Source organism: Shewanella fidelis ATCC BAA-318, from assembly GCF_000518605.1.
GTDB classification, from domain to species: Bacteria; Pseudomonadota; Gammaproteobacteria; order Enterobacterales; family Shewanellaceae; genus Shewanella; species Shewanella fidelis.
Genome location: NZ_JADX01000004.1, coordinates 1 through 25,086 on the forward strand (window position 1 = coordinate 1; position 25,086 = coordinate 25,086).

22 protein-coding genes are annotated in these 25,086 nt (G+C 43.0%); 12 read left to right on the forward strand and 10 right to left on the reverse strand.

Going from position 1 to position 25,086, the window contains the following annotated elements:
* Positions 1-295 precede the first annotated feature (295 nt).
* The 5 genes from L884_RS0100010 to arfB all read right to left on the reverse strand — a co-directional run bounded on the left by L884_RS0100010 (position 296) and on the right by arfB (position 2,975).
* Positions 296-649 (reverse strand): hypothetical protein, encoded by a 354-nt coding sequence (locus tag L884_RS0100010; RefSeq protein ID WP_028765552.1) that lies wholly within the window; start codon positions 647-649, stop codon positions 296-298.
* Between the two features lie 138 nt (positions 650-787).
* Positions 788-1,450, reverse strand: a complete 663-nt coding sequence (locus tag L884_RS0100015) for an SDR family NAD(P)-dependent oxidoreductase (RefSeq protein ID WP_028765553.1) — start codon at positions 1,448-1,450, stop codon at positions 788-790.
* 43 nt (positions 1,451-1,493) lie between these two features.
* Positions 1,494-1,949 carry an acetyl-CoA carboxylase biotin carboxyl carrier protein gene (gene accB, locus L884_RS0100020; protein WP_028765554.1) on the reverse strand — a complete coding sequence of 152 codons (456 nt, stop codon included), beginning with the start codon at positions 1,947-1,949 and terminating at the stop codon, positions 1,494-1,496.
* Between the two features lie 15 nt (positions 1,950-1,964).
* Entirely contained in the window at positions 1,965-2,417 is a 453-nt protein-coding gene (gene aroQ / locus L884_RS0100025; protein WP_028765555.1) for a type II 3-dehydroquinate dehydratase, read from the reverse strand.
* 135 nt (positions 2,418-2,552) lie between these two features.
* Positions 2,553-2,975, reverse strand: a complete 423-nt coding sequence (arfB, locus tag L884_RS0100030) for an alternative ribosome rescue aminoacyl-tRNA hydrolase ArfB (protein ID WP_028765556.1) — start codon at positions 2,973-2,975, stop codon at positions 2,553-2,555.
* A 182-nt stretch (positions 2,976-3,157) separates the two neighbouring features.
* Here arfB and L884_RS0100035 point away from each other — a divergent pair, with 182 nt between their 5' ends.
* The 9 genes from L884_RS0100035 to mepA all read left to right on the forward strand — a co-directional run bounded on the left by L884_RS0100035 (position 3,158) and on the right by mepA (position 15,654).
* Positions 3,158-3,517: a SpoIIAA family protein gene (locus L884_RS0100035; RefSeq protein WP_028765557.1), complete on the forward strand. Its 360-nt coding sequence runs from the start codon at positions 3,158-3,160 to the stop codon at positions 3,515-3,517.
* 59 nt (positions 3,518-3,576) lie between these two features.
* Complete coding sequence (locus L884_RS22680) at positions 3,577-3,753, forward strand: DUF3012 domain-containing protein (protein WP_037410100.1); 177 nt, start codon at positions 3,577-3,579, stop codon at positions 3,751-3,753.
* A 188-nt stretch (positions 3,754-3,941) separates the two neighbouring features.
* A complete protein-coding gene (locus tag L884_RS0100045; protein ID WP_028765558.1) occupies positions 3,942-4,346 on the forward strand; it encodes a hypothetical protein in 405 nt (134 codons plus the stop codon).
* 320 nt (positions 4,347-4,666) lie between these two features.
* The gene (locus tag L884_RS0100050) at positions 4,667-5,998 is read left to right on the forward strand and encodes a TolC family protein (RefSeq protein ID WP_028765559.1); all 1,332 of its coding nucleotides are present in this window, start codon (positions 4,667-4,669) and stop codon (positions 5,996-5,998) included.
* Between the two features lie 61 nt (positions 5,999-6,059).
* Complete coding sequence (locus L884_RS0100055; protein WP_425423469.1) at positions 6,060-7,295, forward strand: efflux RND transporter periplasmic adaptor subunit; 1,236 nt, start codon at positions 6,060-6,062, stop codon at positions 7,293-7,295.
* Between the two features lie 12 nt (positions 7,296-7,307).
* Positions 7,308-10,454: an efflux RND transporter permease subunit gene (locus L884_RS0100060; RefSeq protein ID WP_028765561.1), complete on the forward strand. Its 3,147-nt coding sequence runs from the start codon at positions 7,308-7,310 to the stop codon at positions 10,452-10,454.
* Between the two features lie 394 nt (positions 10,455-10,848).
* The gene (locus L884_RS0100070; protein WP_028765562.1) at positions 10,849-11,883 is read left to right on the forward strand and encodes a cytochrome-c peroxidase; all 1,035 of its coding nucleotides are present in this window, start codon (positions 10,849-10,851) and stop codon (positions 11,881-11,883) included.
* On the forward strand, positions 11,880-14,669 hold the full coding sequence (locus L884_RS21490; protein ID WP_037410102.1) for an ATP-binding protein: 2,790 nt from the start codon (positions 11,880-11,882) through the stop codon (positions 14,667-14,669). The genes L884_RS0100070 and L884_RS21490 overlap by 4 nt, the downstream gene beginning before the upstream one ends.
* A 136-nt stretch (positions 14,670-14,805) precedes the next feature.
* Positions 14,806-15,654, forward strand: a complete 849-nt coding sequence (mepA, locus tag L884_RS0100080; RefSeq protein ID WP_051435471.1) for a penicillin-insensitive murein endopeptidase — start codon at positions 14,806-14,808, stop codon at positions 15,652-15,654.
* Between the two features lie 37 nt (positions 15,655-15,691).
* Here the strand turns inward: mepA and L884_RS0100085 are convergent, their stop codons facing one another.
* From L884_RS0100085 to L884_RS22540, 4 genes are all read right to left on the reverse strand, one after another.
* Positions 15,692-18,007, reverse strand: coding sequence for an aminotransferase class V-fold PLP-dependent enzyme (locus L884_RS0100085; protein ID WP_028765564.1), 2,316 nt, complete (start codon positions 18,005-18,007; stop codon positions 15,692-15,694).
* Positions 18,008-18,452: 445 nt separating this feature from the next.
* Positions 18,453-18,986, reverse strand: coding sequence for a protein tyrosine phosphatase family protein (locus L884_RS0100090; protein ID WP_028765565.1), 534 nt, complete (start codon positions 18,984-18,986; stop codon positions 18,453-18,455).
* 162 nt (positions 18,987-19,148) lie between these two features.
* The gene (locus tag L884_RS0100095) at positions 19,149-19,610 is read right to left on the reverse strand and encodes a NanQ anomerase/TabA/YiaL family protein (protein ID WP_028765566.1); all 462 of its coding nucleotides are present in this window, start codon (positions 19,608-19,610) and stop codon (positions 19,149-19,151) included.
* A gap of 96 nt (positions 19,611-19,706) precedes the next feature.
* The gene (locus tag L884_RS22540; RefSeq protein WP_051435472.1) at positions 19,707-20,150 is read right to left on the reverse strand and encodes a hypothetical protein; all 444 of its coding nucleotides are present in this window, start codon (positions 20,148-20,150) and stop codon (positions 19,707-19,709) included.
* Positions 20,151-20,241: 91 nt separating this feature from the next.
* Between L884_RS22540 and L884_RS0100105 the strand changes: the two genes are divergently transcribed.
* The 3 genes from L884_RS0100105 to L884_RS21500 all read left to right on the forward strand — a co-directional run bounded on the left by L884_RS0100105 (position 20,242) and on the right by L884_RS21500 (position 23,094).
* The gene (locus L884_RS0100105) at positions 20,242-21,297 is read left to right on the forward strand and encodes a patatin-like phospholipase family protein (protein WP_028765567.1); all 1,056 of its coding nucleotides are present in this window, start codon (positions 20,242-20,244) and stop codon (positions 21,295-21,297) included.
* A 162-nt stretch (positions 21,298-21,459) separates the two neighbouring features.
* Positions 21,460-22,053, forward strand: a complete 594-nt coding sequence (locus tag L884_RS0100110) for an LON peptidase substrate-binding domain-containing protein (RefSeq protein WP_028765568.1) — start codon at positions 21,460-21,462, stop codon at positions 22,051-22,053.
* Between the two features lie 90 nt (positions 22,054-22,143).
* The gene (locus tag L884_RS21500) at positions 22,144-23,094 is read left to right on the forward strand and encodes a pseudouridine synthase (protein ID WP_037410104.1); all 951 of its coding nucleotides are present in this window, start codon (positions 22,144-22,146) and stop codon (positions 23,092-23,094) included.
* Between the two features lie 4 nt (positions 23,095-23,098).
* On the opposite strand, the gene L884_RS0100120 is transcribed toward L884_RS21500, so the two are convergent.
* Positions 23,099-24,982, reverse strand: coding sequence for an alkaline phosphatase D family protein (locus tag L884_RS0100120; RefSeq protein ID WP_028765569.1), 1,884 nt, complete (start codon positions 24,980-24,982; stop codon positions 23,099-23,101).
* Positions 24,983-25,086 lie beyond the last annotated feature (104 nt).

Sequence of the window (25,086 nt, forward strand, 5' to 3'; positions counted from 1 at the left end):
ACTGCATCCATGCGTTTCTGGCATTCGGCACATCCATGTGCCTTGCCTCCGGCTTCGAAGGCAAGCTTCTCCGCGTTCAAGCGAGTCTGAATACTACGTATTCAAAACGCCTCACTTTCAGCCCAATGTGTTCGTTGCACGAACTACGAGAGTTAGCGATATGTTTATGAGTACGAAGCTTTAGCGTAGTTGGCCATTTCTAGGCGCCAAATAGCGAGAATGTACTTACCTTCTAATGCTATGGGGGGATAGAGAGGAGTTGCGTAAAATACTGATTGGTATTCTTTCAGTAGAGCTACTCTATACAGCTAACCTTGTCTTCACTATCCACTGTTAGCTCAAGGACTTTCATATATTGGTCGTGAGTTACTGAGCCACAGCGTCCGTTGATATGTTGGCCTGACGATAACCTAATGTGATAAGCATAGTCGCCGTCTGCTTGATCTGTGCTGTAATGAATCCGTGCTGTTTTACTTGGAGCTATGTTATCAAAAACAAGGTTATTACTTGGAAGAGTGATCTCTACTCGAGTGAGTAGCTGACCTGATTGGTTAACTATTTTTACGCTTGGCATCATAAAAAGGTAAATATGGTAAGCGATAAATAAGCCTATAACTGAAATGAACAGAAATATTAGACAATTGCGCATTTACACTCCTTATAAATAGCAACGTGAATTTGCTTCACGCTTAGAGAGCTAAGTATAGAAAACAACTCAGTTATTTCATTTTATTTTTTAGAGTGAATTTGGTTAGTTTGTTAGGAGCGAGTCTACGCTGCAATAAAATTAGCCACGGGTTATCGTGATATCACTGATATAACCGTGCTCACTGGCTTGTAGTGCTTGCTTTAACATTGTGGCGGCTTCAGTTGCACTCATAAAGTTGTTTGTATTTGCCTGTTTACCACTGGTTGGCCAAAAGCCGGTATCCATACCGCCTGGGTAAACAGCAATGAGCTTCATTGGGCTTGTTTTTAGTTCTAAGCGTACTGATTCCACTAAACCTTTTACCGCCCACTTTGTTGCACAGTATGTTGACTCTTCAGCCTTAGCTGCAAGTGCCGCGGTAGACATCACGATGACAACCGTAACGGCTTGGTCTTTATAGCGCTTCACCGCTTCGCGAAGCATTAAAACCGCGGAAGTTATATTGTTGTCTAGCAGTTGCTTGATTTGCGCTAGCGATTGATTTTCGATTGGGCCAAAGTAACCACTGCCTGCACAATGGATGATCATATTTGGTGTTGTCGGCAAAGAATCAAATAGGTGGATAACAGATTGTTCATCGCTCAAATCACAAACATAGGCGATACTCGGTTGTTTGATTGATCCAGCAACCTGCTCTAACCGTTCTGCATTACGTCCTGTAATCGCAATATTATCTTGCTTGGCATAAAGCTTGGCTAATGAGGCACCCAAACCACTGCTTGCTCCGGTGATTAATATCATAGCTTTATGCTCCTTGTGTTATGTAGTTCGCTATTGTCAGCAGCTATTCGATTTCAATTATGGCTTGTTCAAAATCAATTGCTTGACCGTCATCGACTAGAATGGCACTGATCACGCCATCTTTATCCGCTGCAATACGGTTACTCATGGTCATAGCTTCAATGATACAAACGATATCACCGCACTTCACAGTTTGGCCTACATAACATAGTGGTGTCTGATTTTGTCTATCAATGAGATAAACAGTACCTACCATAGGTGAAATAAGTTGGTGAGGTTCATCATCAGTGTCATTTACATCATGGTGTTTAAGTTGCTGGCTTGGAATTGCTGCAGCAACACTGCTCGCCGGAGCTAGAAAGGTTTGGTTATTAGCTTGCATAGGCACAGGGCTGTGACGGCAAATCCGCACAGATTCTTCGCCTTCTTTGATTTCAAGTTCGGCAATATCAGACTCTTGCACTAGCTCGATGAGTTTTTTTATTTTACGAATATCCATAACGAGACTAGACCCTTATTGTTTATTTGATGTCTGCAAGCGGGCGACTGCAGCCTGTAGAGCAAATTGATAACCTTGGGCACCTAAACCACAAATAACGCCAATAGCTTTATCTGAGAAGTAGGAATGATGTCTAAAAGGTTCACGACTATGTACATTGGACAAATGTACCTCGATAAATGGAATGGCAACGCCTAAAATAGCATCGCGCAGAGCCACACTAGTATGGGTGAAAGCCGCAGGGTTGATAATTATCATGTCGGCATCAGTGTTATGTACTGCTTCAATTAATATGTGCTCTGCATTTGATTGGATATGCTCGAGTTGAACATTACTTTGTGCTGCACTGCGCATCAGATCTTGCACGATCTTATCTAGCGTATCATTGCCATAATGTCCTGGCTCACGGCGTCCAAGTAAATTTAAATTAGGACCATTAACTAATAAGATTTTTGCTTGGTTGCTCATGGAAATTCCCTTGAAATACATAAGTGTGGCGGCAAAGAACCACTTTACCTTTACCAGTGATTTCAACAAAAAAACGCGGGTTTGTCGATTATTGTTCTATGAAAGTAAGCAAATCTACCATTAGCATGTTAGAAGTTAATAACTGACTTTCGTTTGTCTTAGTGCTTTGGTGGCACCTTTTTGTTTTTTTGCATCGACACGCCGGCGCTGGCTACTTTTGGTTGGTTTGGTTGCTATGCGTTTTTTTTGCACTTGATTAACGCTGCTGACGAGCTCAATAAATTGCTCTAGTGCAGTTTGGCGATTAAAGTCTTGGCTGCGGCTTTGTTGGCACTTGATAATTATCTTGCCGCTTTTGGTTATGCGATGATCTGTTTTGGCGAGCAATCGCTGTTGATAAAACTCAGGTAATGAAGATCGACTAATATCAAAAATAAGCTGAGCCGCTGTGGAGACTTTATTGAGATGCTGACCACCTGCGCCGCTTGAACGAATGAATTGCCATTCCAGCTCATGGTCTTGGATCGATACTGAGTTTGATATTTTGATAACTGCCAAAGCTGTTCGCCTACGATTGATGGTTTACCTTACGCGTAACTAAGCGTAGGCTCTTTAGTTTCTTTTGCTCAATATTAACAGACTTTGGCTCAAAATAAGGAAGTGCTCAATTTTTCCTTAGCGGCAGGTTTGCTATTATCAAGCAATGTTGCAATCACTATTGATAATTACGGAGCCGAAGTATGCTGTGTAAGATCCCTGATATTACTGAGGGTGTGATCAGTTTATTTGCCAGTGGACGCTTATCTACCGAAGATTATGGTCTGATAATGCAACCGCTTATTGAACGCTACCGCGACACAAGCGGCAAGATTTGTATTTACGTAGAAGCCGATGTGTTGCTTGAAGGCTGGCAGCAGCAATCATTAGCGGGTAGTGGTGAAGTGCAGTTACCTAATTTTGACGCCTTAGTGCTTGTTGGCGGCCCTGATTGGTTCGGTAATGCGGTGCGCCTCATGGGACCATTTATGCAAGGTGAAGTTGCATGGTTCCCATTAGAACAAAAACAGTTAGCAATAGAGTGGATTGCAGCACGTACTTAGTTGTTATAATCAGCCACAATATCTGTTTTTATTTAGTTATTATATAGAAGGATTTATCCATGTCGTTATCTAAACTGTCAGGTCTGTCATTAGTTTGTGCATTGGTGCTTGGCTTAAGTGCTTGTGCCCCAGAAGTTGGCAGTGAAGCTTGGTGTAAGCAAATGAAAGAAAAACCATCAGGCGATTGGACAGCTAATGAAGCCACAGACTACGCTAAACATTGCGTATTTAAGTAAATATTCATTAGTTAAATAGTTAACAAAGAAAGTGAGAGCAAGTTCACTAACGACTAGATAATATCTTGTTTGCAGTGAACTTTCGTTTATTATGCAGGTCAGAATTGTTATCGCGAACTTATGCTTTAGCATACTAATAATACAATAGGTCAACTTTGCGTCTATTTACTCCTCAATCTCTATACAAAATGGCAGCTGCGCTGATTGCTGTTGTTGTTCTGCAATTTGCAGGCGGCAACCTTGGCATGCACCAGTTACATTTGGGAGATCATGAAGAGGAAAGCGCACCTCATCCGCATATTCAATTTACTGCAGATGTGGTTACACTTAGTGAATGTGTTGATTGTGCCTGTGCATTTGACTCGCCCGAGCAAGTACAAGAGCCTGAAGTTGCTCATAGCCATACGATAAGTAAAACCGAATCTAAAAACTTTGACCTTTGTTTAGATTGTCCATGTCATGGCGGTCATGTTACTGCGATGTCTCATGTTGCAATCGTTCCATCAGTCCCAGTTGGCGATGTGCTTAATAGCATTGATGGACAATATCTACCTCCTGAACAACTTCCTAATTACCGCCCTCCAATCGTTTAATCCTTCGATATTGAAGTAATACTAGGTCTTAATTCTTTACTGCTGACTCAGCTGTGAAGTTAACGCTTTTATTGGGGCTTTTACTCGCTCTAGTATTGGCTGAAAAGTCATATTTCAATGTCGTTAAATCTCTATCAAATACTGTGTGTTTTTTGCGGTTAACTTACCGAGCTTGAGCCTTTTGCATCTGGTTAACTGCTTAAATCTACACCTAGCTAATATTGATTTAGACCCTTGTAATTACGCCGTTTAACTTCAGGCTAGCGCTGTCGCTAGGCCCGATCTGTCACGGCAATATTTACTGGGTAACAGGATTTTTGATGAAAAAAACGATAATCGCAACTCTGCTGCTAAGTGTCTTAGCTGGCGGGGCGACTAATATCGCTATTGCTGCAAACGTTGAAAATGGTGGATTGACGTCACCACTCATGGCTAATGCAATAGTTCAGACACAACAAGTCGAGCTAAATGCTCAGTTTAGTCAATGGCTGCCACAGGTAATGGCACGCTTCAATAAGTTACCTGAAGTACAAGCTCAATCTGCGCGAGCAGCACAAGCTACGCTTAATATCGCTGCTGCTGATAAAGCAGTTTACAACCCGGAGCTTGGTTTGGGTTATCAAAATGCGACAGAAGATACCTACAGTATTGATATCAGCCAAACTATTGACTGGGGTAATAAGCGTGGAGTGGCAACTCGTATCGCTCAGCTTGAAAGTGAGATCTTACTTTCGAGTATCGCACTTGAGCGCAGCCAAATGTTGGCGGAGCGACTACAAGCATTAGTGGAGCAAAGCCAAGCTCTTAAAGCACTGGAGTTTCAACAGCAGCAATTTAAATTGGCTAAGGCACAACTCGATATAGCGCGTCAACGTACTGAAGTGGGCGACCTCTCGAGTGTTGAACTGCAATTAATGCAGCTTGATGTTGCCAGTAATGCAGCAGATTACGCATTAGCCGAGCAAGCCTCTATTGCTGCTGACGGTGCCGTTTTAGCCTTGTTTGGTGAGCATAAGCTGCCGTTCGCTGATTTTGTTACAGCGCTAATTCAGCAAGCCAATAGCCTTGATGTATCGCCACAATTGCCAGCACTTAAGAGTGCTTATCAGCAAGTATTAGTAGCAAAGGTGACTGCTGAGCAAGCCAAAGCAGATACAAGTGCAGACCCTAGTATTAGCCTAAGCGCAGAGCGTGAAGGCGATGAAAACAAGGTAGGACTTGGCCTATCTATCCCACTGCAAATTCGCAATAACTACAGCGAGGCTATTGCTGTTGCTAATCAAGGCATCATTATCGCTGAGCAAACATATCTGGCTCAAGAACGCACCTTATTACAGCAACAAGCGCAGTTTTCATTGAGTTTGCCAAGGCTTGCTGCACGTTACCAAGACTGGAGTGAGCTGGTACTGACTTCAGGTGCGCAAGCTGCCAAGTCATTGTCACAACAATGGCAGTCTGGCGACATTAACACTAGTGATTACCTGCAAAGCCAAAGACAAATGAGCGGTAGCTACTTAGCGGGGCTGGCACTTGAGTCAGCGCTTTATTCGAGTTGGCTTAGCTGGATGGGGAATAGCGGGCAGTTAGAAGACTATCTGAATCGTCAATTACCTAATCAAGACGCTGTTGCGGCAGCTCCGATTCAGAAATAACAAGGCTTTGAAAATGAAATTAAAAATGAATCTAGTCACCAAAAAAAATATGTGTACCGATATGAATAGCGCAGTGAAATTGAATAACTCTAGCTTTAACGTTTTCGGATTAAATGCAATTACACGGGCAATGAGTTTTGGCCTATTAATCAGTTTATCTACAGCGCTAATGTTACCTGCTTTAGCAACTGCTGGAGATGGCCATGATCACGATGCAGAAGTGAGTGTGGTTAAAGCGGCAACAGCTAAAGAGGTTGATGATGGACATGCTCATGGTACTGAAGAAGCGGAAGATACCCATGGCATAGTGTTAACGCCTGAGCAAAAAGCTTTGGCAGGCATTAAAGTTGCGCAGCTAAGTGAGCAAACATTTAGTTTAGAGTCGGTGGCGACAGCCACTTTAGTGGTGGATCGAGACAGAACCGTTACCATTGCGCCACAGGTTGATGTGCGTATTTTAAAGAGAAGCGTTGTACCAGGCCAAGAAGTGAGTAAAGGCGATGTGTTACTAACGCTTGGCGGCGTTGCTGTGGCTCAAGCCCAAGCTGATTATATTAACGCTGCAGCTGAATGGAGCCGTGTTAAGCGCATGAGTTCAAGTGCGGTTAGTGCTAGCCGTCGTCTACAAGCTCAAGTTGATGCTGAGCTTAAACGTGCCACGTTAGAGGCGATGAAGATGACACCTGCGCAAATTACTGCGTTGGCAGATGCGCCTGAAACCATTGGTAGCTATCAGCTTATTGCGCCAATTAGTGGGCGTGTACAGCAAGATATCGCCATGTTAGGTCAAATTATTCCGGCTGGCACTGCGTTAATGCAGTTAACTGATGAGTCGCATTTATGGGTAGAGGCTGAGCTGACGCCAGTGCAGGCTGAAAAGGTTAGTATTGGCAGTAAAACCGTCGTTAAAGTGGGCGATAAGAGCTTAGAGGGCAAGATTATTGGTCGTTCTCATGAGCTTGATAGTGTGACTCGTACCGAGCAAATCTTAGTTGCCTTTGAAAATGCGGGTCATGTTTTACATGCCGGCCAGTTTGCTGAGCTATATCTTCCAGATGCTTCTGAAGGTGGAGTGATTTTGCCTGATAGCGCCTTAACTCGCAGTAGCGATGGCCACTGGCAGGTGTTTGTTGAAGGGGATGATGGCTTTGAAGCGCTAGAAATTGAAGTGGTTGAACGTCAGCGCGGCATGAACCTTGTGCGCGGTTTAGCTAAAGACGCTCAAGTCGTGATCTCTGGGGCGTTCATTTTAGCTTCAGAGCAAGCGAAATCTGGTTTCGATATCCACAATCACTAAGAGACTTTCATTATGCTACAGAAACTAATCGACGTTGCAGTACGCAACCGTCTGATAGTGGTACTTGCGCTACTGGGTCTGATTGTTGCCAGTGTTGCCATGTTACCTAAACTGAACCTTGATGCCTTTCCTGATGTGACCAACGTTCAGGTTACGGTTAACACTGCTGCTGAAGGCTTAGCGGCAGAAGAGGTTGAAAAACTAATTAGTTATCCAGTTGAGTCGGCAATGTACGCCTTACCTGCGGTAACCGAAGTACGTTCTTTATCGCGCACAGGCTTGTCTATTGTGACCGTGGTATTTGCTGAAGGTACTGATATTTATTTCGCACGGCAGCAAGTATTTGAGCAGTTACAGGCTGCACGAGAGATGATCCCAGACGGGGTTGGTGTGCCAGAAATTGGCCCTAATACTTCAGGCCTCGGGCAAATCTATCAGTATATTTTACGAGCGACACCAGAGTCAGGTATTGATGCATCTGAGCTACGTAGTATTAACGACTATATGGTGAAGCTGCTCATGATGCCTGTAGGCGGGGTGACTGAGGTATTGTCTTTTGGTGGCGAAGTACGTCAATACCAAGTGCAAGTTGAGCCTAATAAGCTACTTAGTTACGGCCTATCCATGGCTCAAGTGACTAGCGCATTAGAGAGTAATAACCGCAATGCGGGTGGCTGGTTTATGGATCAAGGCCAAGAGCAATTAGTGGTGCGTGGTTATGGTTTGTTACCTTCTGGATATGCTGGCCTTAAAGCTATTGCGCAAATTCCATTAACCGAAGTTGCAGGTACGCCAGTGCGCATTGGCGATATTGCTAAAGTGGATTATGGCAGTGAGATCCGAGTTGGTGCAGTGACCATGACACGTCGAGATGAGGCGGGGAGCGCGCAAGATCTTGGTGAAGTGGTTGCAGGCGTTGTACTTAAACGCATGGGGGCTAACACTAAAGAAACCATTGATGACATTAGTGCACGTACCGCTATGATTGAGCAGGCTCTGCCAGACGGCGTATCTTTTGAGGTGTTTTACGATCAATCAGATCTGGTAAACCAAGCCGTAAGCACAGTGCGTGATGCACTGTTAATGGCATTTATGTTTATCGTGGTTATTCTGGCATTATTCCTCGTCAATATTCGCGCCACCTTACTGGTGTTGCTGTCAATTCCTGTCTCCATTGGCTTGGCTTTGTTGGTGATGTCATATTTCGGTATGTCGGCTAACTTGATGTCACTGGGTGGTCTTGCTGTTGCCATTGGTATGTTAGTTGACGGCTCGGTGGTGATGGTTGAGAACATCTTTAAGCATCTTACTCAGTCTAGTAAGCGTGAAGAGAGTGGTTCAGCATCAGTTATTGTCGGCCAAGTTATGCAGGCTGCAAAAGAAGTATGCAGTCCTATCTTCTTCGCGACAGCGATTATTATTGTGGTGTTTGCGCCGCTCTTCGCTCTTGAAGGTGTTGAAGGTAAGCTATTCCAGCCAATGGCTGTGAGTATTATCTTGGCTATGATATCTGCGCTATTGGTGGCATTAATTGCAGTGCCTGCATTGGCGGTTTATCTATTTAATCGCGGTGTGGTGTTACGTGACAGCGCTGTGCTTAAGCCAATTGAAACGTTATATCGTAAACTGTTAAGCGTAACCATGGCCCACCCAAAAACCTTGTTGATTGCATCAGTGATCATGTTTGTCATGAGTATGATGTTATTGCCAAGGCTTGGTACTGAATTTGTACCTGAGCTTGAAGAGGGCACCATTAACCTACGAGTGACGTTAGCCCCTACCGCTAGCCTTGGTACATCGCTTGATGTAGCGCCAAAACTAGAGGCACTGTTACTGGAGTTTCCTGAAGTTAACTATGCCTTAAGTCGTATTGGTGCCGCCGAGTTAGGTGGCGATCCTGAGCCGGTAAATAATATTGAAATTTACATTGGCTTAAAGCCTGTTAATGAATGGCAAAGTGCCAGTAACCGCTTTGAGTTGCAGCGCAAAATGGAGCAAAAGCTGAATGTTTATCCCGGCTTACTGTTTACCTTTTCGCAACCGATTGCAACCCGAGTGGATGAACTGCTATCAGGCGTAAAAGCGCAATTAGCGATTAAGATATTTGGCCCTGATTTGGATGTGTTATCTGAGCGTGGTCAGGTGTTAACTGATTTAGTCGCGCAAATACCGGGTGCGGTAGATGTGTCGTTAGAGCAGGTGAGCGGTGAAGCGCAGTTAGTGGTACGTCCGAAACGGGATCAGCTTGCTCGTTACGGTATTAGCGTTGATGAAGTGATGGCGCTTGTAAGTCAAGGCATTGGTGGTGGCAGTGCTGGCCAAGTCATTGATGGCAACGCGCGTTACGATATCTATGTGCGTTTAGCTGAAAAGTACCGTAACTCACCAGATGCAATTGAAAATCTATTGCTTACAGGTCTGAGTGGCGCGAACGTGCGTTTAGGTGAAGTTGCTGATGTGGCGATTGAAATGGCGCCACCGAATATTCGCCGTGATGATGTACAGCGTAGAGTGGTGGTACAGGCTAACGTTGCAGATCGCGATATGGGCTCTGTGGTCGACGACATTTACGCCATTGTACCTAAAGCTGAATTACCTCCGGGATACACAGTTGTGGTGGGAGGGCAGTATGAGAACCAACAACGTGCTCAGCAAAAGTTGATGTTAGTTGTACCAATCTCAATCGCGCTAATTGCCCTATTGCTGTATTTTTCGTTTGGCTCTATCAAGCAAGTTGGTTTGATTATGGCTAACGTACCGCTCGCTTTGATTGGCGGTGTTGTTGCGTTATTTGTAAGTGGTACTTACCTGTCTGTGCCAAGTTCAATCGGTTTTATCACCTTATTTGGTGTGGCTGTGCTTAATGGTGTGGTGCTGGTGGACTCTATCAATCAGCGCCGCAAACTGGTGGCTAGTGAAACTGATGCTTCTCTTTACGAGGCGGTTTATGAAGGCACAGTTGGCCGTTTACGTCCAGTATTGATGACGGCATTAACCTCAGCGCTAGGCTTGATCCCAATCTTGTTGTCTTCTGGTGTGGGGAGTGAAATTCAACAGCCTTTAGCCGTGGTGGTTATTGGTGGTTTGTTTAGTTCTACTGCACTTACTTTGCTTGTTTTACCGACAATTTATCGTTGGATTTATCAAGGGCGTAGCTAATGCCTGAAGCGGTTACAGCTCAGTTGGGTTGTAAACGCTTCATTAAATACAACTCCATTTGGATGATGGAAAAAGCCTAGGAAGTGAGTGATGCATTAGTCTGCCATCCTATATCTTTGGCTTTTTTAGTTACGGTTTACCAACTGATTAACTGCACACTATTTATTTGTGAATGAGCCTTAGCTCAAGGTGATGCCTAACCTACATGAGTAAAGCGTGTTGCTATCTGCTTGGTTTATTTAGTACGCGGAGCCGGATTGCTCCGCATTTTTACTTTTGTGGCTATTTTTCTAAGTTATCTATGAATTGTAGTCGACTGGCGATTTGAGTTTTGTTCACTACACTCTGTATACGGCGATTATGGAAGGTGGCTGTCGGCGCAAGGAGGTGCGAAGTGTTATTTAGATTACGCTGGAGCTTAGTGGCTATTTTGGTTATAGCGTTTAGCTCATACCTATATTTGACGGTGACCAAAGTTGAACCTTCAAGCCCTAAGATGGACAGTTCACTGTTTAGCACTCAATCAAAGCCGTTATCTAGTCATTCTTTTTCAGTTTCAGCAATCCCAATTTCTTCAATTAACCCCGAGCAAAAACCTTTACTCAAGCTGGGGATGCAGCTGTTTCTAGATCCAAGGCTATCTTCAAGCGGTAAGGTAAGTTGTGAGTCCTGCCATCATATCAATGATAACGGTGCAGAGCTTATTGCGGTATCAACTGGGGTGAATGGCCAGGGTAATCGCAATTCTCCAACAGTATTTAATGTGGCATTTAATACACGTTTCTTTTGGGACGGTAGAGCTAATAGCTTGTATGAACAGATTGACGGGCCGATCCATAACCCGCTCGAGATGGATACGAGTTGGCAAGATATTATTGTGAAACTGAATGATGAACCTCGCTATACCAAAGCATTTAACAGTATTTATGAGGCCGGAATAACTGAAGCAACGATAAAGCATGCGCTGGTTAGTTTTATGGAGCAACTTAATACACCGGGTTCCGCATTTGATAATTACCTTAATGGTGATGAGCAAGCGCTTTCCGCTACTGCACTTAATGGCTGGCATAAATTTCGTTCTTTAGGGTGTATTTATTGTCATCAAGGGCAAAATATTGGTGGTAACTTGTTTCAGAAATTTGGAAGTGTGCATGCGGTTACCGAAGCAAAAGGAGATTTAGGTCGCTATTCGATTACTCAGCAAGGTGATGATAAACATGTATTTAGAGTGCCAAGTTTACGTAATGTTGCTAACACTCCACCTTATTTTCATGATGGTCGTACAGCTAGCTTAGAAGAGGCTGTTATCGTGATGGCAAAAGTACAGCTTGGTAAAGAGCTTGAACCGACGACATTAATCGAGCTTGTGGCGTTTCTTAATTCGCTTTCAGCCCCAGTACCTGAGGTAATAGAGGAGTTGAGCCAATGAGAGCGTTAAGCTATCAGCAAAAGAGCTATGGGTTAGTATTTATGGCACTGGTAGCTGTGATGCTTCTTGTGGGGTTATTGGCCAAGCTCAGTTTAGTACAGCAATATCAATATGCTTATACCGAGCTAAGTCATCAAGTGTTACTTATTCGAGACCAAGTATTTAAAGTCAAAGTTAGTGATAATCAAAGCTACGATAACCTTTCTCAATCGTTAGTAAGAGTTGAGCGTCAAGTGCAGCACTTACAGCAGTTGCTACAAGAGCCTTCTAGCGTAGGCGCTTCTATGATTGTAGATAATGCTATGCAGTTGCATGCCAACGAGTTTTCTTTAGGCGTTGAAAACCTGGTGGCGAATCTTGAAACATTATTAAGGTTAAAGATTTCTCAAGAATACTCGACTCATACCGTTAGCTTGTTACAACAAGAGTTATTAGGTCGTTATGCTGATGCCGAAAGTAAAATGTATATTTTTGCTTTGATTGCCGGCACTCCTCAGGTGGGGATCACTCACAGTCCGGTCTTTACAACGAGTCAATATCAAAGCTTGGCAGTACACAGTGAATTATTGGTACAGTTAGATGAACAAATTAAGCTTAAAAGTCAGCAAGTATTTGATACTCAAATTAATAGTAATCTTGCCGTTCAGGCTCGCTTTTGGTTAACGTTAGTCGATGATATTAAATTTTATCTGTTATTGGTGATTTTTTGCTTACTGTTAATTTTTGCAATTAACTATCGTGTACAGCAGCGTGAGCAAAATCGTAAAGAAAGCAAAATACGGTATGAATTATCTGAATCTGAGAAAGAAAAAGCGCAGCTATCGTTGGTCGCGGAGCATGCCCAAGATGCCATTATTATCACCGATGATACAGGTCGCGTAACTTGGGTTAATAAGGGATTTGTTAATCTATCAGGCTATTCTCCCGAAGAGATAAAAGGAAAAAAACCAGGCGCTGTTTTACAAGGTGAAAACACCTCTAAGCATGAAGTCGATAGAATCCGCCAAGGCATTATGCGACAAGAGTCCATTAAGTCTGAATTGATCAATTATCATAAAGATGGCAGTGAATATTGGATAGATATTGCAATAAACCCAATTTTGGATCCTGAAGGAAAACTAACCAATTATATTGCAGTTGAAAGAGACTCAACTGAGCGAAAACAGATGCAAAGCGAACTAGAGCAAGCTGTAATTAAAGCCGATGTTTCCAACAAGGCTAAATCAACTTTTCTTGCGACCATGAGCCATGAGTTACGCACACCGCTGAACGGTATTCTTGGTATGGCACAAATCATTGAACCTAGCTTAGAAAACCCTGAACACAGGCAACAGATTAGAATTCTTTTGGAGTCAGGTAATCACTTAACTTCATTGCTAAATGATATTTTAGATTTTTCCAAGGTTGAAGAAGGCAAGCTATGTTTGGAAGATGAGCCGTTTCAATTATCGACAGTTATTGACCCTATTATTAGTACTTACTCTCCAATTTGTGCTGAGAAAAATATTGGTTTTGAAGTTAAAAATAGTATTAATCCTGCGCAGTCATTTAGAGGTGACAAAGCTAGAGTTAGGCAGATAATTTATAACCTACTTAGCAATTCGGTGAAGTTCACTCAAAGCGGACGTATCACTTTATCATTTAGTCAGGCTCTTGGTGAAACGGCAGAGTCAGGTATAGCGATAGTGATTCAAGACAGTGGTATAGGTATTAGAAAAGATCGGCTCGAGAGTATTTTTGATCCCTTTACTCAAGCGGAGTCATCGACAACTCGTCAATATGGAGGCACAGGGTTAGGCTTGTCGATTGTAAAGCAGCTCGTTGAACTCATGGGCGGCAAGATTCAGGTATCGAGTCAAATAGGGCTTGGAACACGCTTTGATATTTTCATTGCTTTAGAGCGCGCTAAGAATGTCACCTATGAGATTGATACACAGCCTGTTACGCAAGTGCTACCTGAAAAACTACGAATTTTAATTGCTGAAGATAACAAGGTGAACGCGTTAGTTGCCAAAACATTTTGTCAGCGTTTAGGTCACACTGTTGAAATTGCCTATAACGGTCTCGAAGCGATAAATATTCTGAAACATCGCCAGTTTGAGCTAATCATAATGGATAACCATATGCCAGAGATGGATGGCATTGAAGCAACCGAATATATTCGTAAAACCCTCAAATTGTCGGTACCAGTGTTTGCATGTACCGCGGATGTATTTAAAGAGGCACACGATAATATGATTCAGGCTGGGGCAAATCATGTTCTAACTAAACCACTACAGGAACAGAGCTTTAGAGATGCACTGTCTCAGTTTGCACACTTGATAAATAAGCCACAAGGGGCTGCAACTGTCGATAATAAAGTCGTTGCATTATCACGACATCAACCACAAGAACTAAATACCACAGAGGCAGATATAGATTATCGTCAGTTACGAGCATTAGTTGCTAATGACGCACATCGCTTTAGTCTTTATATAAATGAGTTTAATGAGTTTGCAGAGGCCTCAATTACTAAATTAATTTCGGCTTATGATGCTGACAATGCAGCTGATATCTACCAATTATCCCGACTTATTAGCGACAAAGCGGAATCTTTTTTCTCTGCTAGGATCCAAACGTTATCTCGGGAAATTGCTGATACTCTTGAGGCGGGCGATTCAGTGTTATCGAGTCAATTAGAGTTAGAGCGCTTACAGCATTTAATTAATTTGCTTGAAGTAAATATTCACCAAAATCAAAGGTTGCTCCAAGAACAATCTAATGACTCATCAACTGAAGTGGGCTGAGGCAAGATGATAACCTTAACTCAAGGATACCAGCTGATCAAAATTGAGAGTTAGCAACTAAAATGAGAGGTATTTAGCTGAGATGAATAACAAGATTTAAGTCGTATTAATTAAAGCTGATTGGAGCATTTAGAACATGACTTATAGCAATTTGAGCTCGCTTTTAGCATTGGTTTTATTACAAAGCATGACTTGGGTTAATGCAAATCCATGGGAGGCAATTGATAACCCTTACGGTAATCAAGCTGCAGCGATAGGCGGTTATGCCAATGGCTGTTTGCAAGGAGGGCAAGCTTTGCCTATCGTTGGAGATGGTTATCAAGTTATACGAACCAATAGGCAACGCTATTATGGTCATGAGGTTTTGACAGGATTTGTGAGAGACTTTGCGACCAATGTTAAACAGCAAGGTTTCAATGACCTATTAATTGCGGATATGTCTATGCCAAGAGGTGGTAACTTTACTCAGGGGCATAGTAGTCATCAGATAGGCTTAGATGTGGATATTTGGTTTCAGCAAGCAAGTAGGCCACTAACTAAAACGGAACGAGAACAACCGCAACCGTTAAAGTTTGTCGATAAGAAAAAGTTTTTGTTAGACAACAAGATTTGGACTAATGCACAAACCCAAATGTTGAGAATTGCCGCTGAAGATGAGCGTGTCGCGAGGATTTTTGTTAGCCCTGTGATTAAACAGCATTTATGCAATTTAGAATTAACCAATAACGCTTGGCTCAATAAAGTACGGCCTTGGTGGGGGCATACCTACCATATGCATGTTCGTTTGCATTGCCCTGAAGGCGACAAGCTTTGTCAGAATCAAGCCCCGATCACAGCTGGTGATGGCTGTAATGAGCTGAGCTGGTGGAAAAAACAGTTAACAGGTGCACCGGTTAAGCCGCCGGCAAAGCCAACGACTAAACCGAAAAAGAAAAAGCCTAAAGTGAAACCTCAGCAATGCAGCCATATACTGTCAGCAAAATAGCTGCATTTGACTGGGTTACTTACTTAGCTATAAGCATTTACGCGCTCAGTGCGTAACCACCTTTTAAGTGTGCAACTTGGGTAAAGCCTAAGCGATGCATAGCCTGAGCAGCTACGAGCGAGCGGCTACCACTGCGACAAACTAACACCCAAGGCTGCTGTTTTTGATCTTGATGTTCTTTAATAAATTGCACCAGACGGGTTAACGGTACGTTGGTACTCTTTGCTTGAGAATGATTAAGAGCATATTCGTGAGGCTCGCGAATATCAATAATTCGGATTGAAGCATCGCTACTTATCGCCTGATTTAAACTGCTAGTATCATATTCTTTAATCTTAGATTTATCGCAACTGCCAACATAGGCCCCGCACATTATCTCTGTGCCAACTTCATCGACAAGGTGACTATCTAACTGTGCTTTGCGGCTGATGAAATCCGTTTCGGAGATCTGTTCATTCATAACGGCATTCAGTAACGGATTCCGTGCCACCTCTGCATCAAGGTGAGTGGTAAATTCGTTATTATAGTCATGGCTAGCGCAAATCAAGGTATTGCTATTAATTATTGTTTTTAGGTGCTTTAGGCTATGAAACAGCGCGGCGCTAGAGCTTGAATCAAAGTTGGTTCGGCCAAGGCTTCCCATTAAAATGGTGTCGCCGCAAAAAGCATATTCAGCTTGAGAACTGTTATGTTTTAGCTCGGCATTATTGCGTAGGATTAAACTGATACTGTCGCTGGTATGCCCAGGGGTTGCGACCTTAATTAGCTGTAAATCGCCAATGTTAATCGCATCAAATTGCTCGCCAGCATGGTTTATGGTTTGAGTCATATAAGGCCAGCCTAACAGGTCACAATCTTGCTCAGGTAAGTACCTATTAGCTAATACTTCTCGTCCAGAAACATGATCTGCATGACCATGAGTATCGATTATCGCCACCGGAGTCAGCTGTTGGCATTGCAGTAAAGTATCGAGTCTTTGTTGAAGTTCTGGCAGCGGATCAATGATTAAAGCTTGTTTACTTGCTTTGTCGATATATACCCAAGTGCAACTCGCACCAAAACGTAGTTGAAGTAGTCCATCAAGTGCGACTTTGTTGTTAAGTTCGTTTGCATCATGTTTATGATTATTGGCGTCAAGCAGCATGCAGCTTTGGGTTAGTGCTTGCGAAGCCGATTTGATGCGCTCACAAGCAGCATCAATATCTGCTTGGGTTATTGCCGGGCCAAACGACATTCTAATTGCTGACTCACTTTGCCATGCCGGTAGACTCATGGCGTCGAGAACGAAGCTGCGAGTGACTTTAGAGCTACAGGCTGAGCCAGAACTAACTCGAATATTGGCAGCATCGAAAAGATCCATTATCTCTTTGCTGGTAAAACCTTGAACAGCAAAGTTAAGGGTCGTTGGTACGCTATGAGTAAAGCTGTTGTTAAATACCACACGAGGAAAGCAAGTCGTTAAAGTTTGCGCAAGCTGATTACGGTATTGGTGTAAGGTTTTACTGTCGCAAAATGCAGAGTTGTGGCTGCGCAGTAGCATATCAAAAACAACATTGAGTGCTGCCATGCCCGGCAGGTTTTCGGTACCTGAACGTAAGCCACCCTCTTGACCACCGCCTGCAATAAAGGGAGTAAAAGGGGCACTATCACGAATATAAACAAAGCCAATGCCTTTTGGCGCGTAGAGCTTATGGCCGCTAAAAGGAGCGTAGTCGATACTGGTTGCTTGCAAGTCTAGCTGGATTTTACCTAAGGCTTGTACGCAGTCTACCATCCAAAAAACACTTGGATTAACACTGCGGATTGTGTGTTCTAAAAGTTGTAGATCTTGGTAAACGCCGGTTTCATTGTTGACCGCCATAGTACAAATCATTAAAGCGCGAGCTGCATTCTGGCTGATGAAGTCATGATCTAAGATCCCGAATTCATCGACTGGGATGGCAATCACTTCAGCGTTGATATCCAGTACCGATAGCCAGTGTTTTAGCGACTCTGGTACCGCTTTATGTTCGGTTGCACCATATAACACGCAGGGTTTTTTATGAGTGTCATTTTGACCGTGGTCAATAAGTGGTTTAGCGGCGATAAGCGCAGACAAAATAGCTGTTTGAATGCCCTCCGTCGCGCCGCTAGTGAAAATAAGTTTTCCCTGACCAGTACCGAGTAAGCTTTGTGCTCGACGACGAGTTTGTTCCATCAAATCTTTTGCTTGTAAGCCAGTAATATGACTACTACTAGGATTACCAAAAAGTGTCTGCATTGCTGCCATCGCTGCCGAAGCGGCCTCAGGTAATACTGGCGTTGTTGCATTTGCATCAAGATAGATTTGGCTTAACTCGTTGTGGTTGCTCATTTTTATCGGCTCTTTATTGTTATTGTTAGCGGATAGGTCTTATATTTCTTTTTGGTATAACTAATTCTGGGTGGTTATATTAGCAGTTTGGTAATAATGATCAAGATCACATTTTCGTTTGGTAAGAGAGCCGCTAAGAGTGTTGATTATTGCTGGATATGAGCTTGAGGGGCGCACAATAAAAAAGCGCCATATGACACTAATCAACATAAGTTAGTCGCTCAGCGAGAGCGCAACAGTTGAAAGACGAGCATTAAGAGTCACTGTGTCAGAACCACTAAAACTCGCCATTCAGGAGCGTTTTCGGCTGCCAACTTCTGCGTTGACTAGCTTTATAAAGGCACAACCATCATAAAGCTATTCGTTTTCAACTAGTTTGCTAAAAATCGCTCTGAGCAGATCAAATTCTTATATTATTGCTATAAGGCGCTTTGAGTGGATTTATTTAATTAAGGTTTTGTTTGGCCTCATCGATTAACTGCTGCCACTGTGGGTACTTAGCAAAAGTTTGTGGTAAATCGCCCCAAGGTGCCATGACTTGTTGCTGATAAGCTGTTGAATCTGCATGTCCTTGTTTTAGCTGGTAGAGATAATAGAAGGCAGAGGCTCGGTAGTTAGCCGCGCAGTGCACTAAAATCTGTTTACCTTGGTTAGCGTCCATAATAGCAAAAAACTGCTGCAGGTTTGCCTGTGTTGGTTGTTGCCAATCCACATCTATTTGTGCGTACTCCATGCCTGCTTGTTTCACGAGCTCAGCTTCATCTGCATAACCTGAAGAGTTATCTTTGGGAATAAGGTTAATCACTAAATCAACACCCGAGTCTTTAAGCGTTTTGAATTGAGACTTTGTTGGTAAGCCAGCAGTTATTACCTTATCACTACTAAATTGCACCGCTTTGACTTGTTGTAAATCATCAGGGCTGATAGCTGCCAAAGCCACTGGGCTAAGCAGGCTAGTTAATAATAGAATCAAGCGCATTTGAGGTCCTGTTATGTGCTTATTATCAGTAGTTATAAGAGCTTTTTTTGAGGATAAAGTTCAAGGTAGGTGTTTAAAATTGCAGTGCAAAGCGAGCAGCTTTAGCCTGAGCTAAGCTAGGTGATTAGCTTAGCCCTTAATTGTGAGGTTATTAGTTGAAAACTAGACTTTTACCTTAATAACCACTTTACGTACTTGAGTGGCGTTGTCACCTGCGCCTGGCATATGGATATCCCCAGGGAAGAAGAGCGCAAACATGCCTGCTTTTAGTGGAATAAATGCTGCATTTTCTTTATTAGATTCATAATCATAATTGGCATAATCATGGTCTGCAAAATAAGCTTTAGATGGCGTTTGTCCAGCTAATGGTAAGTAACCAAACTCTTCTTCACCGCTAACAACATATTGCACGTCAATATATTGCTCATGGGCTTCAAAAGGCTGCTGTTCTTTAGGCTTAGTTTGGTAATCGTTAACGATAACAAATAGGTTGTTACCATCGAGCTCATACTTACCTACATCTAATTGGCTAAAGTCTGTCGTGGCTAAATGCTCGAGCGCGCGAGCAATACGCGGATTAATTGCGCTATAGATATCGCGGTTAGCTAAAGTATCAACAATCATGATTTTCTTACCCTTGGCCGAACTAGACCGAAAATTGGTTTAACAGTGGCAGCGAAAGTGTGCCGTGCAGATGAGGAAGTGTAGCGCTAACTCGCCTTAGAGGATACAAGAGTTAACTTCAAATGTTATGCCTTTTGCCTCGAAAGCCTGTTTAAGTTTTTTGGCCAACCTCGATTTAACCCTTAAAGGAAAGTTGATCTTACCTTTGGCTGAATGAATAAAGAGGTGATCACCAATGAGACGCACAGAATCAATATCTTGGTAATGTAGGCTTAAGCTGGTTGGCAAACTGAAATCTGAGTTCTGCTGCATTTTGATAAAACTGACTTTTGAACCGCCAAAAATAACTCTTTGTTGCCAGCATAAGCGCACAATGATAATGCTTACTGAACAGGGGAGCACTAATGAAGCGTAACCCCAAAAGTTATCTAAGTTGGATGACAGCGAGCAGATTAAGCCAATGTTAAAAAAAATTACCCAGTAGCCCAGTTTGGGAAAGGTGTTAATTACGGTTGGAGTCGAAATAACAGTATTATCCATAATACTTTCTTAAGTTGTGTCCATTTAGCTTAAAGAATAACCTTATACAAAGGTCGATTTAAAGTAACAAGAATAAAAAATAAGGATATATGTGTCTTCATTACGGTTTATTGCTGGCCCTAAAGCCTATAAAACGCTGAGCGAAAATGAGTTTAAACCTGAGCTGTTCACTCAATTGCTTGCTGCATCTGGTGGGCCTAAATGGATTGGAATAGCAGGCTTAGATCGCTATTTATTTAGTGAGTTTTTTAAAGATTTAAACCATCCATTACACACTTTAGGAGCATCATCTGGAGCATGGCGTCTTGCTTGTTTAGCCCAGCAAAATCCTGCTAGCGCTTACGATAGATTGGAGCAGTTATATATTGGTCAGCGCTATGATACTAAGCCGACCGCCAGTCAGATCTCGGCGAATGTTGCAGGTATTATCAGTGGCATTTTAGGAAGCAATGGCGCAGCAGAGATTGTTGATAATCAGCATATCAATAGTCATTTCATTACCTGTCAGGCAAGGCATATTAATGGTGCTGGTGGACGCTTACCATTAGCTACAGGGTTAGCGACAGCTGCAATGACCAATTTAATCAGCCGTAAGAGCATAGCTTGGCACTTTAGACGCTGTGTGTTTGCAGCTAATCAACAAGAGTCTGCTTTTGCTGGGCTTAATGATTTACCTAGCCGCTATTACGACTTGTCACACGCTAATATCCATCAAGTACTGTTAGCGACAGGCTCCATCCCTTTGGTGCTTGCGCCAGTAACCCAAATTGACGGCGCTCCGCAAGGACATTATTACGATGGCGGGATTACTGATTACCACTTTGATCTACCGTTAACACAGAGTAAAGGCCTGACCTTATATCCCCATTTTTACCCACATATGGCGCCAGGCTGGTTTGATAAATCACTGTCGCGGCGTTTTGCTAAGCAAAATTATGACAACGCTTTGATTTTGGCGCCATCAGATGCCTACCTACAAGGTTTACCTTACGGCAAACTGCCAGATAGAGATGACTTTAAACAGTTAGATAGCGACACTCGAATTAAATATTGGCGTCAATCCGCCAGTATGAGTCAGGTATTAGCTGATGACTTAGCGAGTGTTATTAATCGCAACACCTTGCTAGAACGCTTAGAGAGATTGTGATTTAGCGAGCTCTTTGTGTAATAAACCGCTGCATTTGTCTGTCTTAATTAATAGTGAGTTAATTTCGTGTCACTGGATGAAATTTGTTCAGCTGCTACACTTTAGCTTTATTGGACAGCGCCGAAATGATGCTACCTACCTGATTAAAGGGGGGAGGTTATTATGCAAACACAAGAAATGGCATTGCTAACCCATGACACCTTGTTGTTACCTGAAGGGCGAGTTGAGATCCGTGTGATTGATCCTCGATACTTGAGCATGATCGCTGAAATTCTTAAGGGGCACTATCCATTGGTATTTGGCATGAAAAAGGCTAACGCTGAATTGCCCTGTTATGACATGGCGACTCAATGTGAAATTATTGATTTTAATCAACTTGATGATGAGTCTTTAGGTATAGTGCTCGAGGGGAAGCAGAAAGTAAGAGTCTTATCCGCAGCTCAGCGTCGTGATGGTATCTGGATTAGTCGAGTATTACGCAGTAATAATTGGCAGCAAGAGCCTATTTACGGCGAGTTTGAGTTGATCAGTGCAGCGTTAGAACAGTTTTATGAAGTTAATCCAGATCTCTTTGGTCTCTATGATAATGATATCCACCTTGAAGATGCGACGTGGGTTAGTCAGCGTTGGTTAGAGGTCTTGCCGCTATACAACCAAGATAAGCAGCGTTTGCTTAATCAGCCGAATTGTCATCAAACAATGAACTTTGTATTAGAGTTGATTAAGTCTCATGCTCGGGATAATCAACACTCTTAATGACATTGAGGTGAATATAGTTGCGAGTCCGCAGAGTTTTTTTGCTACAGTAACGCCTCTTTCATTAAGTCCAACTATGTTCTAAGTCTTATGAGCTCTACAATTCGTGCTGCGCAAGCATCTTATGTGGTACTACCTGCAACAGTATCCGACAAACCCACAGTGCTTAGCTTTTTGATTAGCAAGTTTCCTGCGATTTCTGCTGAAGTGTGGCAACAACGGATCCTTGATGGCAAAGTGCATTGGCAAGATGGTAGCTTGATTACTCTGGATAGCGCATTTAAACCAACTGCACGGGTCTACTATTATCGTGAAGTTGCGCAAGAGTCTATGATTCCCTTTGCTGAGCAAGTACTACTGCAAACAGACAACTTTATGTTGGTGTTTAAACCTCACTTTTTACCTGTAAGTCCAAGTGGAAACTTTATTAATGAGTGCCTGATTAATCGTTTACGTATCAAAACAGGCAATCAGCAGATTGTGGCTGCTCATCGTCTAGATAGAGGCACTGCTGGGATTATGTTGATGAGTGTTAATGCAGCGACTCGCCACGATTATCATCAGTTGTTTAAAGTTGGCGAGATCCACAAGACTTATCAAGCCATTGCACCGTTAAATAATGAGATAAAAACGCTAATCGCAAACGACAAATTAGCTTTACCTATGGCGTGGACGATTAAAAACCGACTGGTGAAAAGTACGCCGAGCTTCCTTATGCGTATTAGCGACGGCGAAGCGAATAGTCATTCAGAGATCCGCTTAATAGAGGTATGTCATGGCTATGGCTTATTTGAACTTGAACCTATCACAGGTCGTACTCATCAGCTAAGAATGCACATGATGAGCCTTGGTATGGCTATCGCTAATGACAATTTCTATCCAGAGCTACAAGCAAAGGCTGCAGATAATTTTCAGCAACCTTTGAAGCTTATGGCTAAGCGGTTGCGGTTTATTGATCCGCTTAGTAAGGTGGCGGTTGATGAATGTTGCGATGGTTTTGTATTGGCAGAAGAAGTTGCCAAATTACCTCAGCAGATATAAAGCGCTAGTGTCTAGGCGGTAAAAACTCAGTTTCACTCATGTCGCTATGTAGCACGCTGATCTTGGTTGGCGCGCCGCTTGAGGCAATCTCGACAATACCAATACCACTCTTATTTACCAGTCGTTTGCTGCGTTCTGCATTTGGGCGTCTGCCTCTAATAGACATGCGCTTACGCTTTGTAAAAAAGTTTAATGGAGAAAAGTGGCCGTATAGCCAACCATTAAACTTATCAAACACAGGTAGTAATTTTTCTGGAAATTGGTTTTTAAGACCACTACTGGTGATTTGATAGATCTGTGGACCAGCCTGACGAAAACGAATACGAATATCGTAACTAAACGAATAGTGAACGTCGCCTGATAGAATGATGAATTGTTCAGGTGTTTTCCTGTGTTGGAAAATGCTCAACAGTGTGTTTGCTGTGCCCGGATGTGCCATCCAGTTTTCCGCATCGACTAACAATGAACCACCAAAAAATGTGGCGATACGCTGAATCGTTTCAATTAGCTTTACACCGTACATAGGCGCGGGTGACACGATAACCACATTAGGTTGATTGACCAGTTCTGCTTGAAACTCCATTAGCGCTTCCCAGTCCATTAGTCCTGATGGTTTGCCTAAGTTTGATTCGCTGCGCCAGCGGCGAGTACGGGTGTCGAGTACCAGTAATTTTGGGGTGGTTTGCAAGCTGTAATGCCAGTGCTCAAAGGCCAATAGCTTATCAATTAGGCTATCTTGTGCTTCAGGGGTTGGGGCAGCAAAAAAGGCATCGAGATCAGGAGTGATTTCGCTATCAAAGCGTTTTGGTGCATTACCTAAACCTTGAAAAAGCGTATAGGCGATAAGGGCATTACCTATGATGCGTTTAGAAAAAGCATGTCCGTAAGCAGCAAGCTCCCATCTTGCTGTGAGGTTCCAGTCATCGGTAACGTCATGATCATCAAAAATCATATAAGTCGGAATATGCGCCATTAGACGACGCACTTGTTTTAAGCCAGCTTTAAACGCCAATAAATGATCCCATTCACGCTGCCAGCGTTGATTGTTGGCTTGGCTAAGACCTGCAACTTGCTTGGGGATTTCAATCAGCTCCCACAACTCAGGTGACCAGTACAATAGGTAAAGTGCGATTAACTCGTTAAGGCTAACGAGGTGGTTTTCGGCCAGAGATGAAGTGAAAATCGGGTGATTGACATACCAACGAGCAATAGCCGTTTTAGCTTTGTATTGCGTTTTTGGCAATAGATCTAAGTGCCGTTTATACATAGCTGCAGGTTGATAGCTTATTTGGCTCGAGTCTTGTAACGGTGCGTCAACAAATTGTTCTTGCTCTAGCCCTAATAGAGAGATTACTTGACCTATAGCATAAAGCATTGGGCCGGCGATATCGTCTACGTAGACTTGATCACCACTCATCATTAGTAGCGCTGGCCGCTGGGTGATATCTGTGCATTGTGCGAGTTGGGTGTCGGCGGCAACAAGTGCGTCACCACTATGGTGGTGGGCGTTACGGCAAGAGCCATGCAGTAGCTTGTTGATATGGGGCTTAATAATAAACTCACCAGATTGGCGCTGTGGATAGCTCAGTGCGTCAATATCGTCGAAAAGCGCTTGGTTACCACTATAAACTTGATATTGCAGTAGCGTATCTTTTGGTAATAGCTCTTGTTGAGAAATTCGGATCAGGTATTGAAATGCATGTTTTCCTAGGGCTATGCAGTGAAGTTCATCACTGCCTAACTCACGATCAAACTCAGTTCCTATCAAGCGTAAACGCAAGTTTTGCAGTGGCTTTTTACTCACAAACCACAAGGTAAAATGTTGCTCGTCGCAATGACGTAAGGCAGGCCCTGCAATGATCAAAGGAATCGAGTTATCCGCAGCCATAGAAGAATCTTTGGTTATTAAGTTATCTATATCAAGAGTAAACCAGTGCTTAGAAGATGAAAACCCCTTAAGCTAGTGAGTGACTATTGGTGTTTACAGGACGG

What these genes read in the sequence shown, in the direction of transcription:
- L884_RS0100050 (WP_028765559.1), top strand. Translation starts at nt 4,667, where the DNA reads ATGAAAAAAACGATAATCGCAACTCTGCTGCTAAGTGTCTTAGCTGGC.
- L884_RS22680 (WP_037410100.1), top strand. Translation starts at nt 3,577, where the DNA reads ATGTCGTTATCTAAACTGTCAGGTCTGTCATTAGTTTGTGCATTGGTG.
- L884_RS0100035 (WP_028765557.1), top strand. Translation starts at nt 3,158, where the DNA reads ATGCTGTGTAAGATCCCTGATATTACTGAGGGTGTGATCAGTTTATTT.
- L884_RS0100095 (WP_028765566.1), bottom strand. Translation starts at nt 19,610, where the DNA reads ATGATTGTTGATACTTTAGCTAACCGCGATATCTATAGCGCAATTAAT.
- L884_RS0100110 (WP_028765568.1), top strand. Translation starts at nt 21,460, where the DNA reads ATGCAAACACAAGAAATGGCATTGCTAACCCATGACACCTTGTTGTTA.
- L884_RS21500 (WP_037410104.1), top strand. Translation starts at nt 22,144, where the DNA reads ATGAGCTCTACAATTCGTGCTGCGCAAGCATCTTATGTGGTACTACCT.
- L884_RS0100055 (WP_425423469.1), top strand. Translation starts at nt 6,060, where the DNA reads ATGAATAGCGCAGTGAAATTGAATAACTCTAGCTTTAACGTTTTCGGA.
- L884_RS21490 (WP_037410102.1), top strand. Translation starts at nt 11,880, where the DNA reads ATGAGAGCGTTAAGCTATCAGCAAAAGAGCTATGGGTTAGTATTTATG.
- L884_RS0100085 (WP_028765564.1), bottom strand. Translation starts at nt 18,007, where the DNA reads ATGAGCAACCACAACGAGTTAAGCCAAATCTATCTTGATGCAAATGCA.
- L884_RS0100060 (WP_028765561.1), top strand. Translation starts at nt 7,308, where the DNA reads ATGCTACAGAAACTAATCGACGTTGCAGTACGCAACCGTCTGATAGTG.
- L884_RS0100090 (WP_028765565.1), bottom strand. Translation starts at nt 18,986, where the DNA reads ATGCGCTTGATTCTATTATTAACTAGCCTGCTTAGCCCAGTGGCTTTG.
- L884_RS0100015 (WP_028765553.1), bottom strand. Translation starts at nt 1,450, where the DNA reads ATGATATTAATCACCGGAGCAAGCAGTGGTTTGGGTGCCTCATTAGCC.
- L884_RS0100010 (WP_028765552.1), bottom strand. Translation starts at nt 649, where the DNA reads ATGCGCAATTGTCTAATATTTCTGTTCATTTCAGTTATAGGCTTATTT.
- mepA (WP_051435471.1), top strand. Translation starts at nt 14,806, where the DNA reads ATGACTTATAGCAATTTGAGCTCGCTTTTAGCATTGGTTTTATTACAA.
- L884_RS0100120 (WP_028765569.1), bottom strand. Translation starts at nt 24,982, where the DNA reads ATGGCTGCGGATAACTCGATTCCTTTGATCATTGCAGGGCCTGCCTTA.
- L884_RS0100045 (WP_028765558.1), top strand. Translation starts at nt 3,942, where the DNA reads ATGGCAGCTGCGCTGATTGCTGTTGTTGTTCTGCAATTTGCAGGCGGC.
- aroQ (WP_028765555.1), bottom strand. Translation starts at nt 2,417, where the DNA reads ATGAGCAACCAAGCAAAAATCTTATTAGTTAATGGTCCTAATTTAAAT.
- L884_RS22540 (WP_051435472.1), bottom strand. Translation starts at nt 20,150, where the DNA reads ATGGATAATACTGTTATTTCGACTCCAACCGTAATTAACACCTTTCCC.
- accB (WP_028765554.1), bottom strand. Translation starts at nt 1,949, where the DNA reads ATGGATATTCGTAAAATAAAAAAACTCATCGAGCTAGTGCAAGAGTCT.